The sequence below is a fragment of the Pedococcus bigeumensis genome, assembly GCF_039531795.1.
GTDB lineage: Bacteria > Actinomycetota > Actinomycetes > Actinomycetales > Dermatophilaceae > Pedococcus > Pedococcus bigeumensis.
Map to the genome: position 1 here is coordinate 1864940 of NZ_BAAAQS010000001.1, position 14507 is coordinate 1879446.

Here is a 14507-nt window from a genome sequence, read left to right on the forward strand (position 1 = left end):
CCTTCCTAGGCGGAACCGTAAAAGTTGAACTCTGTCACGGTACGCGCATGTCGGGCCGCCCGCCGGTACGTCTCGGCAAGATCTGCCCCACCACCGGGTTCCCCGCCGAGGATGCGGCTCACGCCATCGGCCACCCGCAGGTCCGACGGCACGCTCTCCACCGGCCGGCCGCGGTAGAGCACCGAGGCGTTGCGCAGGCGGGAGGCGAACGACCACGCGTCACGCAGGGCGGCGGCGTGCTCCTTCTCGATCAGGCCGGCTTCCTCCGCAGCCGCCAGGGCCGGGAGGGTGCTCGTCGTCCGCAGCGCCGGGACCGCGTGGGCGTGTCTCATCTGGATGAGCTGGACGGTCCACTCGACGTCGGACAGTCCCCCGCGGCCGAGCTTGAAGTGGCTCTTCGGGTCGGCGCCGCGCGGCAACCGCTCCGCCTCCATGCGCGCCTTCAGCGTCCTGATCTCCCGGACCTGGGGCTCGGTGAGCCCTCCCTCGGGCCAGCGCAGCGGGTCGATCAGCTCGACGAACCGCTGTCCCAGCTCCTGGTCACCGGCCAGGGGCGCCGCGCGCAGCAACGCCTGGGACTCCCAGGTGAGCGACCAGCGCTCGTAGTAGGCGCGGTAGCTGCCGAGGCTGCGGACGAGGGGTCCGCTCTTGCCCTCGGGTCGCAGGTCGGCGTCCAGCCCCAGCTGCGGGTCGGGACCCGCTGCGGAGAGCAGGCGACGCAGCTCCTGGACCGTCTCGAGGGCCTGTTCCTGCGCTGCCGCCTCGTTCGCACCCTGGTGGGGGTCGTGCACGAAGAGCACGTCGGCGTCGGAGCCGTAGGCCATCTCACCGCCGCCGAGCCGGCCCATCCCGACCACCAGGAGGTCGGTGACCAGCGGCCCACGCGTGGACTCGACGACCTGGATCGCGACCTGCAGCGCGGTCTCGACGAGGGCGGCCGTCAGGTCGGTGAGCGCCGCCCCCACGCCGTTCAGGTCGAGGGCGCCAGACAGGTCGGCCACGGCGATGCGGAAGAGCTCCTGGCGCCGGATGCTGCGCGCCGCCCGCACCGCCTTGTCGGGGTCGGACTGCCGTCCGGCGGCGGCCCGCATCCGGCGGACGAGGTCGTCGCGCGGGATCGGGGTGAGGCCACCGGCGTCGCCAAGGATCGCGACCGACTCAGGGGCGCCGACGAGGAGGTCCGCGGCATACCGGCTGCGGGCGAGGGTGTGCGCCAGCCGCTCCGCCGCCGACCCCTCGTCGCGCAGCAGGCGCAGGTACCAGTGCGTCGAGCCGAGCTCCTCGCTCACCTTGCGGAACGCGAGCAGCCCACCGTCGGGGTCGGCCTCGTCGGCGAACCAGCCGAGCATGACGGGGAGCAGCGTGCGCTGGATGGCCGCGCGGCGGCTGACCCCGGCGGTCAGTACCTCGAGGTGGCGCATGGCGCCCGCCGGGTCACGGAAGCCGAGGGCGGCCAGGCGCTCCTTGGCTGCCTCGGGAGCCAGCCGCGCGTCGCTCGAGCTGAGCCGGGCCACGGCGGCCAGCAGCGGCCGGTAGAAGAGCCGCTCGTGGATCCGCCGGACCTCGCGGGCCTGCTGCTGCCACTGGGTGGTGACCGCCTTGGCGGCGTCGGAGCGGTGCCCGAGCGCCCGTCCGAGGCGGCGCAGGTCGCTGTCGGCGGTCGGCATGAGGTGGGTGCGCCGGAGCCGGAAGAGCTGGATGCGGTGCTCGAGGGTCCGCAGCAGCCGGTAGGACGCGTCGAGGGTGGCTGCGTCGTCGCGCCCCACGTAGCCGCCCCGCGCCAGGGCGTCGAGGGCCTCCAAGGTGGTGCCCGAGCGCAACGAGTCGTCCGAGCGCCCGTGCACGAGCTGGAGCAGCTGGACGCTGAACTCGACGTCGCGCAGCCCACCCGGCCCCAGCTTGAGCTGCCGGGCGGCCTCCCCGGCCGGCACGTGCTGCTCCACGCGGCGACGCATGGCCTGGACGTCCTCGACGAAGTTGTCGCGTGAGGCCGCCTGCCAGACGAGCGGGTTGACGGCGGCGATGTAGGCCGCGCCGAGCTCACGGTCGCCGGCCACGGGGCGGGCCTTGAGCAGGGCCTGGAACTCCCAGGTCTTGGCCCAGCGCTCGTAGTAGGCGCGGTGGCTGTCGATGGTGCGCACCAGCGGGCCGTTCTTGCCCTCGGGGCGCAGGGCCGCGTCGACCGGCCACAAGGTGCCCTGACCGGTGCTGGTCGAGCAGGCTCGCATGAGGTGGGTCGCCAGTCCCGTGGCCGCCGCGATCGCGCTGGCCTCGTCGACGCCCTCCCTCGGCTCGGCCACGAAGATGACGTCGACGTCGCTGACGTAGTTGAGCTCGCGGCCCCCGGTCTTGCCCATGCCGATGACAGCGAAGTCGCACAGCTCGGCCTGCTCCCCCAGCTCGGCACGGGCGATCACGAGCGCGGCCTCGAGCGCCGCCTCGGCCAGGTCGGCGAGCGCCGCCGCCGCCTCGGGCAGGGCTCGCTCGGGCTCCCCCGAGGTGAGGTCGAGGGCCGCGATCGCCAACAGCTGCCGTCGATAGCCGATCCGCAGCGCGTCGTATGCCGTGTGGCTGCCGGGCGCGCTCACTGCAGCCACGAGCTCCTCGACGCGCTCGGTGGGAGTCAGGGGGCGGGCCTGCGCCACGCTGCTCCAATGCTCCGGGTGGGCGACGAGGTGGTCGCCGAGCGCGGTCGACGCGCCCAGTACCGCCAGCAGCCGGTCGCGGGCCGGGCCGCGGTGGCGCAGGGCCGCCACCAGTCCGGCGACCTGCGCGCCGACCCCGGACTCGTCGTCGCGGCGACGCGGGGCGGAGGCGCGCAGTGACTCCATCAGCCGGACCAGGCTGAGGAGGGCGAGATCGGGGTCGGCCACGACGCCGAGGGCGTCGGGGAGGCCGTCGCTGAAGAGGTCGTCGAGCGGGTCGACGAGACCAGCCAGCGCCGGGTCTGCGAGCAGCTGCACGGCACGCGGCGGGTCGGCGAACCCCAGCCGGGCCAACGTGGCCGTCTGCGAGACAAGGCGGCCGGAGGTCACCGGGTCAGCCTAGTTGCTGGCCCGCGGAGGGTCCCGCGGCGGTGTCGGTGCCTCTGTGAGCGCGTCAGAGCCCCGGCAGGTAGCGCTCGAGCTCGAACCGGGTGATCTCGCCGCGGTAGTCGTCCCACTCGGCACGCTTGTTGCGCAGGAAGAAGTCGAACACGTGCTCGCCCAGGGTGTCGGCGACGAGCTCGCTCTTCTCCATCACACGGATGGCCTCGTAGAGCGACGTCGGCAGCGGCTCGATGCCCATCGCCTGGCGCTCCGACGTGGTCAGGCCCCACACGTCGTCCTCGGTCTCGGCAGGCAGGTCGTAGTCCTCCTCGATGCCCTTGAGGCCGGCGGAGAGCATGAGCGCGAAGGCGAGGTAGGGGTTGCACGCGGCGTCGAGGGTGCGGACCTCGACCCGACTGCTCTGACCCTTGGCGGGCTTGTACATCGGGACACGAACCATCGCCGACCGGTTGTTGTGACCCCAGGTCAGGTGGGCCGGCGCCTCGCCGCCACCCCAGAGACGCTTGTAGGAGTTGACCCACTGGTTCGTCACGGCGGTGATCTCCGCGCCATGTCGCAGCAGGCCGGCGATGAACTGCCGGCCGACCTTGCTCAGCTGGTAGGGGGCGCCGGCCTCGTAGAAGGCGTTGCTGTCGCCGTCGAACAGCGACATGTGGGTGTGCATGCCGGAGCCGGGGTGCTCGGCGAACGGCTTGGGCATGAAGGAGGCGAAGATCCCCTGCTCGAGGGCGACCTCCTTGATGACGGTGCGGAAGGTCATGATGTTGTCGGCCGTCGACAGCGCGTCGGCGTAGCGCAGGTCGATCTCGTTCTGGCCGGGGCCGCCCTCGTGGTGGCTGAACTCCACCGAGATCCCCATCGACTCCAGCATCGTGATCGCAGCGCGCCGGAAGTCGTGGCCGGTGCCGTGCGGCACGTGGTCGAAGTAGCCCGCCTGGTCGACCGGCTCCGGGCTCTCCCCCGGCTTGAAGCCGGCCTTGAGGAGGTAGAACTCGATCTCGGGGTGGGTGTAGAAGGTGAAGCCCAGGTCGCTGGCGCGACCCAGCGCCCGCTGGAGGACGTGGCGCGGGTCGGCGTGGCTCGGTGAACCGTCGGGCAGCGTGATGTCGCAGAACATGCGGGCGGTGCCCGGGTTCTCGCCGCGCCACGGGAGCACCTGGAACGTCGCCGGGTCGGGCTTGGCCAGCATGTCCGCCTCGTAGACGCGGGCGAAGCCCTCGATGGCCGAGCCGTCGAAGCCGATGCCCTCGGCGAAGGCCCCCTCCAGCTCGGCGGGGGCGACGGCTACGGACTTGAGGGTCCCGAGCACGTCGGTGAACCACAACCGCACGAAGCGGATGTCGCGCTCCTCGATGGTGCGAAGGACGAACTCCTGCTGACGATCCATGTGTCGGATCTTGCCCTAGTTGTGTTTCCCCGGCGTTACGTGCCACGCGGGGAGTATGAGGTCTCAGTCGGTGGCGCGGCGACGCTGTCGCAGACCGATGCCGAGGTTCACGACGCCGCACGCACCCCATGTCACCGCGAGGGCCACGTACAAGCCGCCAACGCCTTCAGTCGCAGCCGCCAAGCCGTACGCGATCGCCGAGGAAGTCAGCAGGACCCCGCTCAGAATCCACATCCACGCCACCCACCACGCGCGCCCGGGCTTCCCCGCATCCCCCATGGGCAGGATGCTACGACGCGCTATGGGCGTGGGACCTCACCGCCGAAGCCTTCGGCGTGCACCCCGGGCCAAGAACTGCTGGCTCACCCGTTGACGAGCCGGTCTCGACTCGTCAAGCGGCTTGGTGGCCGTGGCGGTCCAGGGGTCGGGTGGTGTGGGTGCGGCCGTCGGGGGCGGTCCAGGTGCAGACGCCGAGTGCGTCCATCTCGACCTGCCAGCCGGCGTGGTGCTTGAACCCGTGGTGGGTCGCGCACAGGGCTTGCAGGTTGGTGACGGTGGTCGGGCCGTCGGGATGTCGGATGACGTGGTCGAGCTGGCACCGGCCGGCGGCGGTGGCGCAGCCGGGGAACCGGCAGGTGCCGTCGCGGGACCGGACGGCGCGCGCGGTCCGCGCGCCGGGGCGGTAGGTGCGCGGGTCCTGCCAGCGGGTCGCGCCGGTGACCGAGTCGCTGCGGGCCAGGCGGAGGGTGACGTCGGGGTCGTGCAGCAGCCCGACCACGTCGGCGGGCAGCAACGACCCGAGCAGGGGCACCTCGGTGTGGCAGGACACGAACCACAGGTCACCGTCGTGGTCGTGCAGGACCCCGTCGTCGAGCTCCTCGCACCCACCCGGGTCCACGTACCCGCCGCCCGGCTCGGGCGACTCGAGGTCCGACGGCTCGTCGAGACACCCCGCAGAGACGCCGAGGTCTGGCCGGCTGGCGTGGCCGCTGTCGATCGGAGCGACCAGCTCGATCGTGGTGCTGATCGTGGCACGTGCTGCGATGAGGTCGCTCAGGGCGTCGACCCGTGCGGCCCCCATCCGCAGGCCCGGGTTAGCCCGGGCGTACTCACCCGCGAGGCCGTCCACGGCACCCCAGATGCGCATCGCCACTGGCGTCGGCAGGTCGGCCACCAGCCGAGTCATACCGATGCACTCCCCCGGCCTCACCCGCACATCGCTGCGGGCCCGCGCCAACCGCGCCCGGTGGGTCGCGTCGTCGGGGGCGCACCGGTCAGCCGCGCGCCGGGCCCGGCGCCGCAACGCCGCACACGAGGTCTGGCTGATCCCGCCCTCGAGCACGCGGGCCTCGAACTCGTGCAACCGCTCCGACGGCGCAGCCGCCGACTCGGCCACCACCGCGTCGACCCGGTACGGCTCCAGGTCACCCGCCCACGCCAACGCCTGCACACCCGGCAACGCACACACCACCCGACGGGCCCGGGCGATCCGGGCCGACATGGTCCGCGGCGACACGTGCAACAACGCCGCCAACGACCCCGCCGCCACCGCGTGACCCGACCACCCCTGACGCCGCCCACCCCCCACCACACCCGCCGCGAACACGTCAGCCGCGTCCAGCTCGGCCCGCTCGTCACACCGCCGAGCCACGGTCTCCACCGCCGCACTCTGCCGGGCCGTCACTGCGCTCACCACCCGCTGCGCCGCCAGCACCACAGCCTCAGCCACCCCCACCGGCAGGTCGGCGATCTCGTCATCCGTCAGGGCGAAGAGCGCACCAGCAAGCACGGCCGGATCGGCCACCTGCACCGCCGCCACGCTCTCGAACATGTGTCCAACCGTACCTCCCGGTACTGACACCCCAACCGGCGTCGGTTGGCAGCACCGGTGGGCGCGGCGGACTACCCCCGCCGAACGCCCACCACCGGGAAAAGGGTTGGGACGAAAAGGGATTGTCAGCTCATTACTCACCGTGACTGGTGCCTCGGTGCCGCCGGAAGTAGCGATGGGCCGTGCCGCAGCTCAGCATTGGACCTAGCCTTGCCCGGTGCCAACCGTGCCGATCTCGGAGTCCACCTCCCGTGTCGTCGCGCTGCCGCGAGTGTGCGTCAAGACAGGCACCCCGACGGGTGACGTGCTGACCATTCGAGGCAGCGCGGCCCCCGCCTGGTCGTGGTTCATGATCGTCTTCGGGTTCCTGCCCTGGCTGGTCGCCAGCATGGCCAGCTCCAAGCGATATGCGATCGAGGTGCCGATGATGGCGTCCGTGTGGCGACGTCACCGCAGTGTCCGTCGGGCCGCCTTCCTCCTCTTCGTCGCGGGGATCGTCCTCGCCATCGTCGCCACTGCCCAAGGTCGCCAGAACTCCGCCATCCTGCTCCTGCCCGCGTTCGCCGGCCTGGCTCTCTATGCCGGCAACGAGTGGTTCAACACGGTCGGCGTCCAGCTCGCGAAGGACGGGACACTGCTGCTCACCCGCGTCCACCCGGACTTCGAGCGGGCGCTGCTGGACCCTCGGCAAGGGGCACGCACCGGAGGGCACGCAGGCGCTTGAGGGCCGGGCGTCAGCCCTTGAGCACCGACATGGCGGCGTTGTGGCCTGGGATCCCGCTGACTCCCCCACCGCGCCGGGCGCCGGCACCGGCGATGCGGACCCTGGGGTGGACCGTCTCGACACCCCACGTGCCGACCTCGGAGTCGCTCTCGGCCCACGGCCACTGCAGCGACCGGTGGAAGATGTTGCCCCCCGGGAGGCCCAGGTCTGCCTCCAGCTCCACGGGGGTGCGCGCCTCCAGGCAGAACGCCCCGCTGGGATCACGCAGGAGGACGTCCTGGATGGGCTCGGCAAGCACCGAGTTGAGCGACTCCAGCGTGCGGGCGAGCGCGAGGTCCTTCGCCGCGTCGTGCTCCTCGCCGGTGCCGCGGAAGAGCCGGGCAGGAAGGTGCAGCCCGAACAACGTCAGCGTCTGCGCATCGGTGGCCGCCAGCTCGGGTCCGAGGATCGACCGGTCCGAGAGGCTGTGGCAGTAGATCTCGCACGGCGGCAGCTGGGGCACGCGCCCGGCGTCAGCGGCGGCATACGCCTCGTCGAGCTGGGTCCAGCCCTCGTTGATGTGGAACGTGCCGGCGAAGGCGGCGGTCGGGTCGACGGAATCGTCGCGCAGCCGCGGGAGCCGCGACAGCAGCATGTTGACCTTCAGCTGGGCGCCCTCGGGCGCCTCCTCGGTGGGCACCGGGTCGGCCCCCGCCGCAGCGAGCAACGAGTTGAGGACGGTCGGGGCGCAGGCCGCGTGGATCGTGGTCGCCCGGACCGACCCGCCGTCGAAGTGCACCTCGCCGTCGGGGTCGAGGGCCAGTACCCGGGTCGAGGTGCGGATCTCGGCGCCCGCCGCGACCGCGGCGCGCGCCAGGCCATCGGTCACCGAGCCCATCCCCCCGACCGGCACGTCCCAGTCGCCCGTGCCGCCGCCGATGAGGTGGTAGAGGAAGCAGACGTTCTGGCGCAGGTCGGCGCCCCCCATCCGCGCGAAGGTGCCGATGAGGGCGTCCGTGGCGACGATCCCGCGCACCGTGTCGTCGGCGAACTGCTCCTCGAGCACCTCGGCCAGCGGGCGGCGCACCAGCGCGTCCCACAGCTCGTCGTCGCCGACGAGACCAGCGACGTCCGCTTCGGCCCGCAACGGCTCGAGCACGGTGGGGAACACCCGCTCGGCCAGGTGCTGGACCCGCCCGTAGAACCGCTGCCACGCGGCATACTCACGCGGGCTTCCGGTGAGCTGCGCGAAGCCGGCCGCGGTCGCGTCGGGGTCGCCGTGGTCGACGAGCAGCCCGCGGGCCGGCTCCGACGGGACCGGGGTGAACGACGAGAACCGGCGCCGGATCAGCCGGACGTCGAGGTCGAGGTCGGTGATGACCTGCCGCGGCAGCAGCGACACGAGGTAGGAGTAGCGCGAGAGGCGCGCGTCCACACCCGGGAACGCCTGCGCTGACACGGCGGCGCCACCGACGTGGTCGGCTGCCTCCAGCACCAGGACGCGGCGGCCTGCGCGCGCGAGGTATGCCGCGGCAGTGAGCCCGTTGTGCCCCGCACCGATGACGACGTCGTCGTAGTCCACCGGGCGAGCCTACGGGGCCCTGCGGGGTGACCTGACGCCACCCTTCGGCCACCCTTCGATGGCGGCAACGAGAGGTCCGAGCCGGGATGACATCTGTCACGGGCGGCGGACGTCAACCGGCATCCGCCCGGATCTGTCCTGCTCAGCCCACTGCCTCCCTGTCGGCAGGTCACGAATGGATAACAAACCGGTTGTGGGGTGATCACATTTCAGACAGGCGGGTCTTCACTGTGAAAGCCAAGGTCACCCGGCGTTCTTGTGGAGCGTCGCGGCCGGGCGCCAGGAGGAGTTCCCACCGATAGAAGGCAGGGTCCACGTGACACACACGGTCCACTCAGGAAGGCGCAGGGCATACAGCCTGGTCGCCATTGGCAGCATGGTGCTTGCCGGCTTCGTCGCCAGCACCGGCTCTGCCGCAGCCGTTCCACCCACGGACAAGGCTGGCGGAAAGATCAAGCACGGCAGCGACAACCTGCGCCCGCCGTTGGCGATCAAGAAGGACGCCATGCGACAGACCGCCCTCCAGCGCAAGCTCAAGGGTGACAAGGCGATGCAGGGTCCGGTGGCCAAGCTCGGCAAGGGTCAGTACGTGGACCTCGCGAACGAGGGCACCGACAAGATCTTCGTCGTGATCGCCGAGTTTGGTGACCAGCAGTACCCCAACCCGATCTTCCAGGGCCCGCCACCGGACGGCAGCACCACGGACGTGACCGGACCGCTGCACAACGAGATCCCGGCGCCGGACCGCAGCGTGGACAACTCCACCCTGTGGCAGCAGAACTACGACCGGGCCCACTACGAAGACATGTACTTCAACCGGATGAAGAAGTACTACGAGACGCAGTCGTCGGGACGCTACTCCGTCGACGGTGCGGTCACCGAGTGGGTCAAGGTCCCCTTCAACGAGGCCCTCTACGGTCGCGACTACTGCGGCGACATCGTCTGCAACACGAGCAAGGCGCTCGTCCGCGACGCCCTGGCCGTGTGGGTCAAGGCGCAGCTGGACAGTGGCCAGACGATGGCCCAGATCCAGGCCTACCTGAAGACCTTCGACCAGCAGGACCGCTACGACATCGACGGTGACGGCGACTTCAACGAGCCCGACGGCGTGATCGACCACTTCCAGATCGTCCACGCCGGTGGCGACCAGGCGGCCGGTGACCCGAACCAGGGCTCCGACGCCATCTGGAGCCACCGCTCCGGGGCGAACATCCAGGCGGGTGGCCCGCTCGGCGTCGGCGTCAACGTCGGCTCCAACGGCGGCATCGTGTCCAGCTCGCTGGTCCCGAACAACCCGACGGGCGTGTGGGTCTACGACTACACGATCCAGCCGGAGAACGGTGGACTCGGTGTGTTCGCGCACGAGTTCGGCCACGACCTCGGTCTGCCCGACCTCTACGACACTTCCGGCAACACCGGGGGGGCCGAGAACAACACCGCCTTCTGGACCCTGATGTCTTCGGGCGCCAACATCGGCGACGGCAGCAACGACGGAATCGGCGATGCCCCGACGGACCTCGGTAACTGGGAGAAGTTCCAGCTCGGCTGGCTCAGCGCCCAGGGCACCACGGGCCCGTTCTACGAGGTGGCCCATGCCGGCCAGAAGTCGACCCACAAGCTGGGCCCGAACACGCCGGCGACCAAGTCACCCCAAGCCGTCTTCGTGGTGCTGCCGGACAAGAAGCGCGTCGATGACGTGGGCGTGCCCGCGTCAGGGACGCAGTTCTTCTACAGCGGCCAGGGCAACGACTTCACGCACACCATGACCAAGACGACCGGGATCACCGCCGGGTCGCTCACGGCCAAGGTCCGCTACAGCACCGAGACCGACTACGACTACGCGTTCCTCGAGGCCTCCACCAACGGCGGCACCTCCTGGACGCCGGTGCTCACCAACCGGTCCAGCACCACGGACCCGAACAGCAACAACCCGTCGCACACCGGGATCACCGGCACGTCGACCGGGTTCGCCACGGGTGCCTACGTCGACCTGACGGCAACCCTGCCGGCCGGCACCAACGCCCTGCGGTGGCGCTACACCACCGACCCGGCGGTGATCGGCTACGGCATCGCCGTCGACGACGTCGCCATCAACGGCACGGTCGTGGGCAACGCCGAGACCGACGAGGGCTGGGTCCTGGACGGCTTCATCCGCACCACCGGAAAGGCCGAGAGCTTCCACTTCAACGCCTACGTGCTGGAGAACCGCCAGTACGACGGCTACGACGCGTCGCTCAAGACGGCCTACAACTTCGGGTTCCTCAACACCAGGCCCGACTGGGTGGAGACCTACCCGTACCAGAACGGGTTGCTCATCAACTACTGGGACGAGTCGTTCGGCGACAACAACGTCGGCGAGCACCCGGGCGGCGGCCTCCTCCTGCCGGTGGATGCCCACCCGCAGTTCAGCCACTGGCCGGACGGCACCCTGATGCGCAACCGGATCCTGGCGTACGACTCGACCTTCGGGCTCGAGCGGACCGACGCGATCACGTTGCACAACAACAGCGTTGCCGGCTCGATCGCCTCCAAGCCGGGAGTGGCGACCTTCGACGACACCAAGTCCTGGTGGTCCAACTCCGACGAGCACGCCGCGACCGGCGCGCACGCCGGTCGCTACCAGCCCGGCTGGTACGGCGTGGACGTGCCCAAGACGGGCACGACCGTGACGGTCAACGGCATCGCCAGCGGTGGTCACCTCAACATCACGGTGGCCCCGAAGTAGGTCCGACAGGTCTGCTGGTCCGCCAGCACACCAAGGGCCCCGTCAGCCAGCAGGCTGACGGGGCCCTTCCGTGGAGCCCTTCCGTGAGGTTGAGCTAGCGCGGCGCCTGGTCGTTGCCCGCCACCGGATCGTCGTGCGGCGCCGGGTCGCCCACTGGCGCCGGGTCGTCCACCGGGGCGTGGTCGCGCGCGCCGTCGACACCTGCGGAGACCGGACCATCGGTCCGCGACGGGTCAGTCACCATGGCCGCGCCGGTGCCCGCATCGGCTGGCAGCTCGTCCGCGCCCGGGCGGTCGCTGGCATCACGGGCGTCGCGATCAGCGTCGGCGCCGGCGTCGGCGCCGGAATCGGCGTCGGCCAGCTCGGGGATGTCCGGGTCGATCTCCTCGTAGCGCCGGTGCAGCTCGGAGGGGTCGGGCTCGAGGCCGATCTCCTCCAGCTCGGACGCCACGGCGGCGACGACGGCGTCCGGGCCCTGTCCCTCCGCCTTCGCCTCCCCACGAAGCTGCGCGGCCACGACCTCGTGCCGTTGCTCCTCGGTCAGCCCGTCCTCCGGGCTGCTCTGCACGACCTCGAAGCTGTCTGCCATCGGTCCTCCTGGGTGTAGTCGAGCTCGGTGGTGTGGAGCTCAGTGGCGTCGCCTCTGGTCGGCGACCTCGTCCGAGTCTGTCCCGACGGGGTATATCGCACCACCGGAGCGGGTTGTCACGCGACCCCGGCCCCAGGGGCAAGGAACCAGGGCCGTTGATGCGGGCCTTGCGTACCGGAGCAGCGCCCGCCGCGCGGGCAACGAAGCAGGGCCCCGGGATCGGTGATCCCGGGGCCCTGCCGTGTCGTGCTCGCACTGACCTCGGTCAGCGCGTCAGGTCACTTGAAGCTGACCTGGACCTGCAGCTGGTTGCCGCCGTCCTCCGACTTGTTGACCTTCATGACCGTGCCCGAGCCGGCAACCTTGACCGAGGACCAAGGGTTGGCTGCGGACCAGTACTTGTTCGGGTCGCTGTCGTCGAAGACCGGGATGGCCGGCTGCGAGGGGACGTTCAGCGCGGTGCCGTTGCGGTGGAAGGTCACCGCGTCGGTGCGCTCGAGCCCGAACGTGGCGTCCCACGGCTGACGCCGGTTGCCCAGCTTCACACCGTCGGCGAACGTCACCGGGGCCGGACGGGCGTCGACCGGGAGCGACTGACCGCCACCGGGGTGACCCGAGGTGTTGTTGTCGGTGAACTGACCGTCGACATACCAGACGAGAAGGCCGTTCTGGTACGGGAACCGCTCCACCCAGTCAGGCTTGGTGTTGCCCCAGCCGAAGTTGTACGGGCCGGTCTTGAGGGTGTTGTCGTAGCCGGTGTAGGTGCGGTTCTCAGCCAGGTAGTAGTGGCTGACGACCTCGGACGTGGAGCCGGTCATGCGGGTGAACCCGTTGGCCGTCCAGCCGTTGGTGCCGCCCTCGACGTCGTCGCTGACGGTGGTGCCGCCCACGGTGACGGCCAGGTCGTCGAGGAACGGGCCCTCGAAGTGCAGGCCGCCGTCGGTGGCGTAGCGGAAGCGGAACTGGACGCTCTTGCCGGCGTACGGCGTGAGGTCCCACGACTTCTGGGCCCACGGGGTGAGGCCGGCGTTGTCGGACGGACCCGAGATCGGCGCTGCCGCGTCCTTCCAGGTCGCGCCACCGTCGGTGCTCACCTCGGCGTACAGGTAGTCGTAGTCCTGCTCGATGTTGTACTGCAGCCAGGCCGAGACCGAACCGCTGGCGGCGTTGGTGAGGTCCACCGTGCGGGTCAGGGTGTTGTTGAGGCTGTCGTTCGCCCCGCCCCACCACTCGTACGAACCCGAGCGCGGAGTGTTGTAGTCGGTCTTGACCGTCTTGTCCGGCAGCGTGACCGCGAGGGCCTGGTACGACGCCTTCCCCTTCGGCTGGTCAGCCGGGTTGAGCTTGACGGTCATGTCCTGGCCGTAGGGCACGGTCTTGTAGTCGAGCCAGCCCAGCTGGAGCTTCTCGAGCGGGCCCATGTAGCCCGGGGTGGTGCCGATCGAGTCGATCCCGTGGTTGAGCCACGAGCCACCGGACATGAGCGTCCAGAAGCCGGTGCCGTTGTCGCCGCCCGCGGTGTCGTAGTAGTCCGGCAGACCGAGGTCGTGACCGAACTCGTGGGTGAAGACACCGAGGCCACCGTTCTCCGGCTCGGTGGTGTAGTCACCGATCCAGATGCCGGAGTTGCCGAGCGGCACACCGCCGAGCTTGGCACCCTCCGGGCCGGTCTTGCCGGCGTCGGTCGAGTAGGCGTACCACCGGTGCGACCAGATGGCGTTGGTGCCCTGGGCACCACCGCCGGCCTCCTCGCCCTCACCGGCGTGGATGGCCTGGAAGTGGTCGATGTAGCCGTCGGGCTCATTGAAGTTGCCGTCGTGGTCCGCGTCGTAGCGGTCGACCTTGTCGAACTGCTTGAGGTACGTCGTGATCTCGGCGTCGCTCTTGCCGGCCGCCTTCTGGGCGTTGTACCAGGCGGTCGCGGTGTCCTTGACGTAGTTCCAGTAACCGTCAGCGTTGTTGCTCTTGCCGTAGCGGGCCTCGTTGTAGGGCACGGTGACCCAGTCGGAGACGTCACCCTTGGCCACGAAGCGACCGTTCGACTGCTTCAGGTAGAAGTCCTTGAACGACTCACCGTCGCCGAACATCATGTCCTGGTAGTGGGCGCGGTTGAAGTCCGCGGTCCAGTACGTCGAGTTGTCGTCGGTGGCGTTGCCGTCCCAGACGCGGTCGGGCGCGGGGATGTTGTTGTGCACCGGCCCCGGCGTGGCGTCGAAGCCGGTCTTGGTCTGCGTGCCGAAGTCGGTGAGGACGGTGAAGATGTCCTCCTCGCGCTCGACCGGGTAGGACACGAAGCGGTCCCGCGCGGCCTTGCTCCCCTTCGGGGCCTTGGCGTTGCCCGCGAGCTTGATGACGCGCTGGCCGCCACGCATCTCGGTGGTGGCCTGACCCTTGACGAGCTTGTCGACCGCCTCCTTGCGGAGGGCGCGTGCGGCGTCCCCCAAGGGGTTGGGCAGGTCGTGCTCCCGGTTGGCAGCCTTGGGCTCCGAGTCCTTGGGCGCGGGGGTCGCCTGCGCAGGAGCGGAAACCAGACTCAGGGTGACAGCCGCGATGGCCGCACCCGAGAGAGCGCTCAGATGACGTCTCTTCACAAATCCTCCAGTTGAAATTGGCGGTCCTTGTTCGGACACACAAGGGCGA

Annotated in this window: 8 protein-coding genes; 2 read left to right on the forward strand and 6 right to left on the reverse strand. The window is 70.4% G+C overall.

The features are described 5' to 3' along the window. Nucleotides 1-5 precede the first annotated feature (5 nt). The 3 genes from ABD262_RS08875 to ABD262_RS08885 all read right to left on the reverse strand — a co-directional run bounded on the left by ABD262_RS08875 (nt 6) and on the right by ABD262_RS08885 (nt 6268). Nucleotides 6-3035: a bifunctional [glutamine synthetase] adenylyltransferase/[glutamine synthetase]-adenylyl-L-tyrosine phosphorylase gene (locus ABD262_RS08875; RefSeq protein ID WP_344134202.1), complete on the reverse strand. Its 3030-nt coding sequence runs from the start codon at nt 3033-3035 to the stop codon at nt 6-8. 64 nt (nt 3036-3099) lie between these two features. Then, on the reverse strand, nt 3100-4437 hold the full coding sequence (glnA, locus tag ABD262_RS08880; protein ID WP_344134205.1) for a type I glutamate--ammonia ligase: 1338 nt from the start codon (nt 4435-4437) through the stop codon (nt 3100-3102). Between the two features lie 391 nt (nt 4438-4828). After that, nucleotides 4829-6268 carry an HNH endonuclease signature motif containing protein gene (locus ABD262_RS08885; protein WP_344134208.1) on the reverse strand — a complete coding sequence of 480 codons (1440 nt, stop codon included), beginning with the start codon at nt 6266-6268 and terminating at the stop codon, nt 4829-4831. A 217-nt stretch (nt 6269-6485) separates the two neighbouring features. On the opposite strand from ABD262_RS08885, the gene ABD262_RS08890 reads away from it, so the two are divergent. Continuing rightward, nucleotides 6486-6992 (forward strand): hypothetical protein, encoded by a 507-nt coding sequence (locus ABD262_RS08890; protein WP_344134211.1) that lies wholly within the window; start codon nt 6486-6488, stop codon nt 6990-6992. A gap of 10 nt (nt 6993-7002) precedes the next feature. On the opposite strand, the gene ABD262_RS08895 is transcribed toward ABD262_RS08890, so the two are convergent. Continuing rightward, entirely contained in the window at nt 7003-8553 is a 1551-nt protein-coding gene (locus tag ABD262_RS08895; RefSeq protein WP_344134214.1) for a phytoene desaturase family protein, read from the reverse strand. Between the two features lie 376 nt (nt 8554-8929). Between ABD262_RS08895 and ABD262_RS08900 the strand changes: the two genes are divergently transcribed. Next, nucleotides 8930-11278 (forward strand): immune inhibitor A domain-containing protein, encoded by a 2349-nt coding sequence (locus ABD262_RS08900; protein ID WP_344134217.1) that lies wholly within the window; start codon nt 8930-8932, stop codon nt 11276-11278. A 94-nt stretch (nt 11279-11372) separates the two neighbouring features. On the opposite strand, the gene ABD262_RS08905 is transcribed toward ABD262_RS08900, so the two are convergent. Both ABD262_RS08905 and ABD262_RS08910 read right to left on the reverse strand, forming a co-directional pair. Beyond that, nucleotides 11373-11867, reverse strand: coding sequence for a hypothetical protein (locus tag ABD262_RS08905; protein ID WP_344134220.1), 495 nt, complete (start codon nt 11865-11867; stop codon nt 11373-11375). Nucleotides 11868-12145: 278 nt separating this feature from the next. Next, nucleotides 12146-14458: an immune inhibitor A domain-containing protein gene (locus ABD262_RS08910; protein WP_344134225.1), complete on the reverse strand. Its 2313-nt coding sequence runs from the start codon at nt 14456-14458 to the stop codon at nt 12146-12148. Nucleotides 14459-14507: the final 49 nt, after the last annotated feature.

Coding starts and splice junctions, on each gene's coding strand:
- glnA (WP_344134205.1), bottom strand. CDS start 4,437: ATGGATCGTCAGCAGGAGTTCGTCCTTCGCACCATCGAGGAGCGCGAC.
- ABD262_RS08885 (WP_344134208.1), bottom strand. CDS start 6,268: ATGTTCGAGAGCGTGGCGGCGGTGCAGGTGGCCGATCCGGCCGTGCTT.
- ABD262_RS08900 (WP_344134217.1), top strand. CDS start 8,930: ATGGTGCTTGCCGGCTTCGTCGCCAGCACCGGCTCTGCCGCAGCCGTT.
- ABD262_RS08905 (WP_344134220.1), bottom strand. CDS start 11,867: ATGGCAGACAGCTTCGAGGTCGTGCAGAGCAGCCCGGAGGACGGGCTG.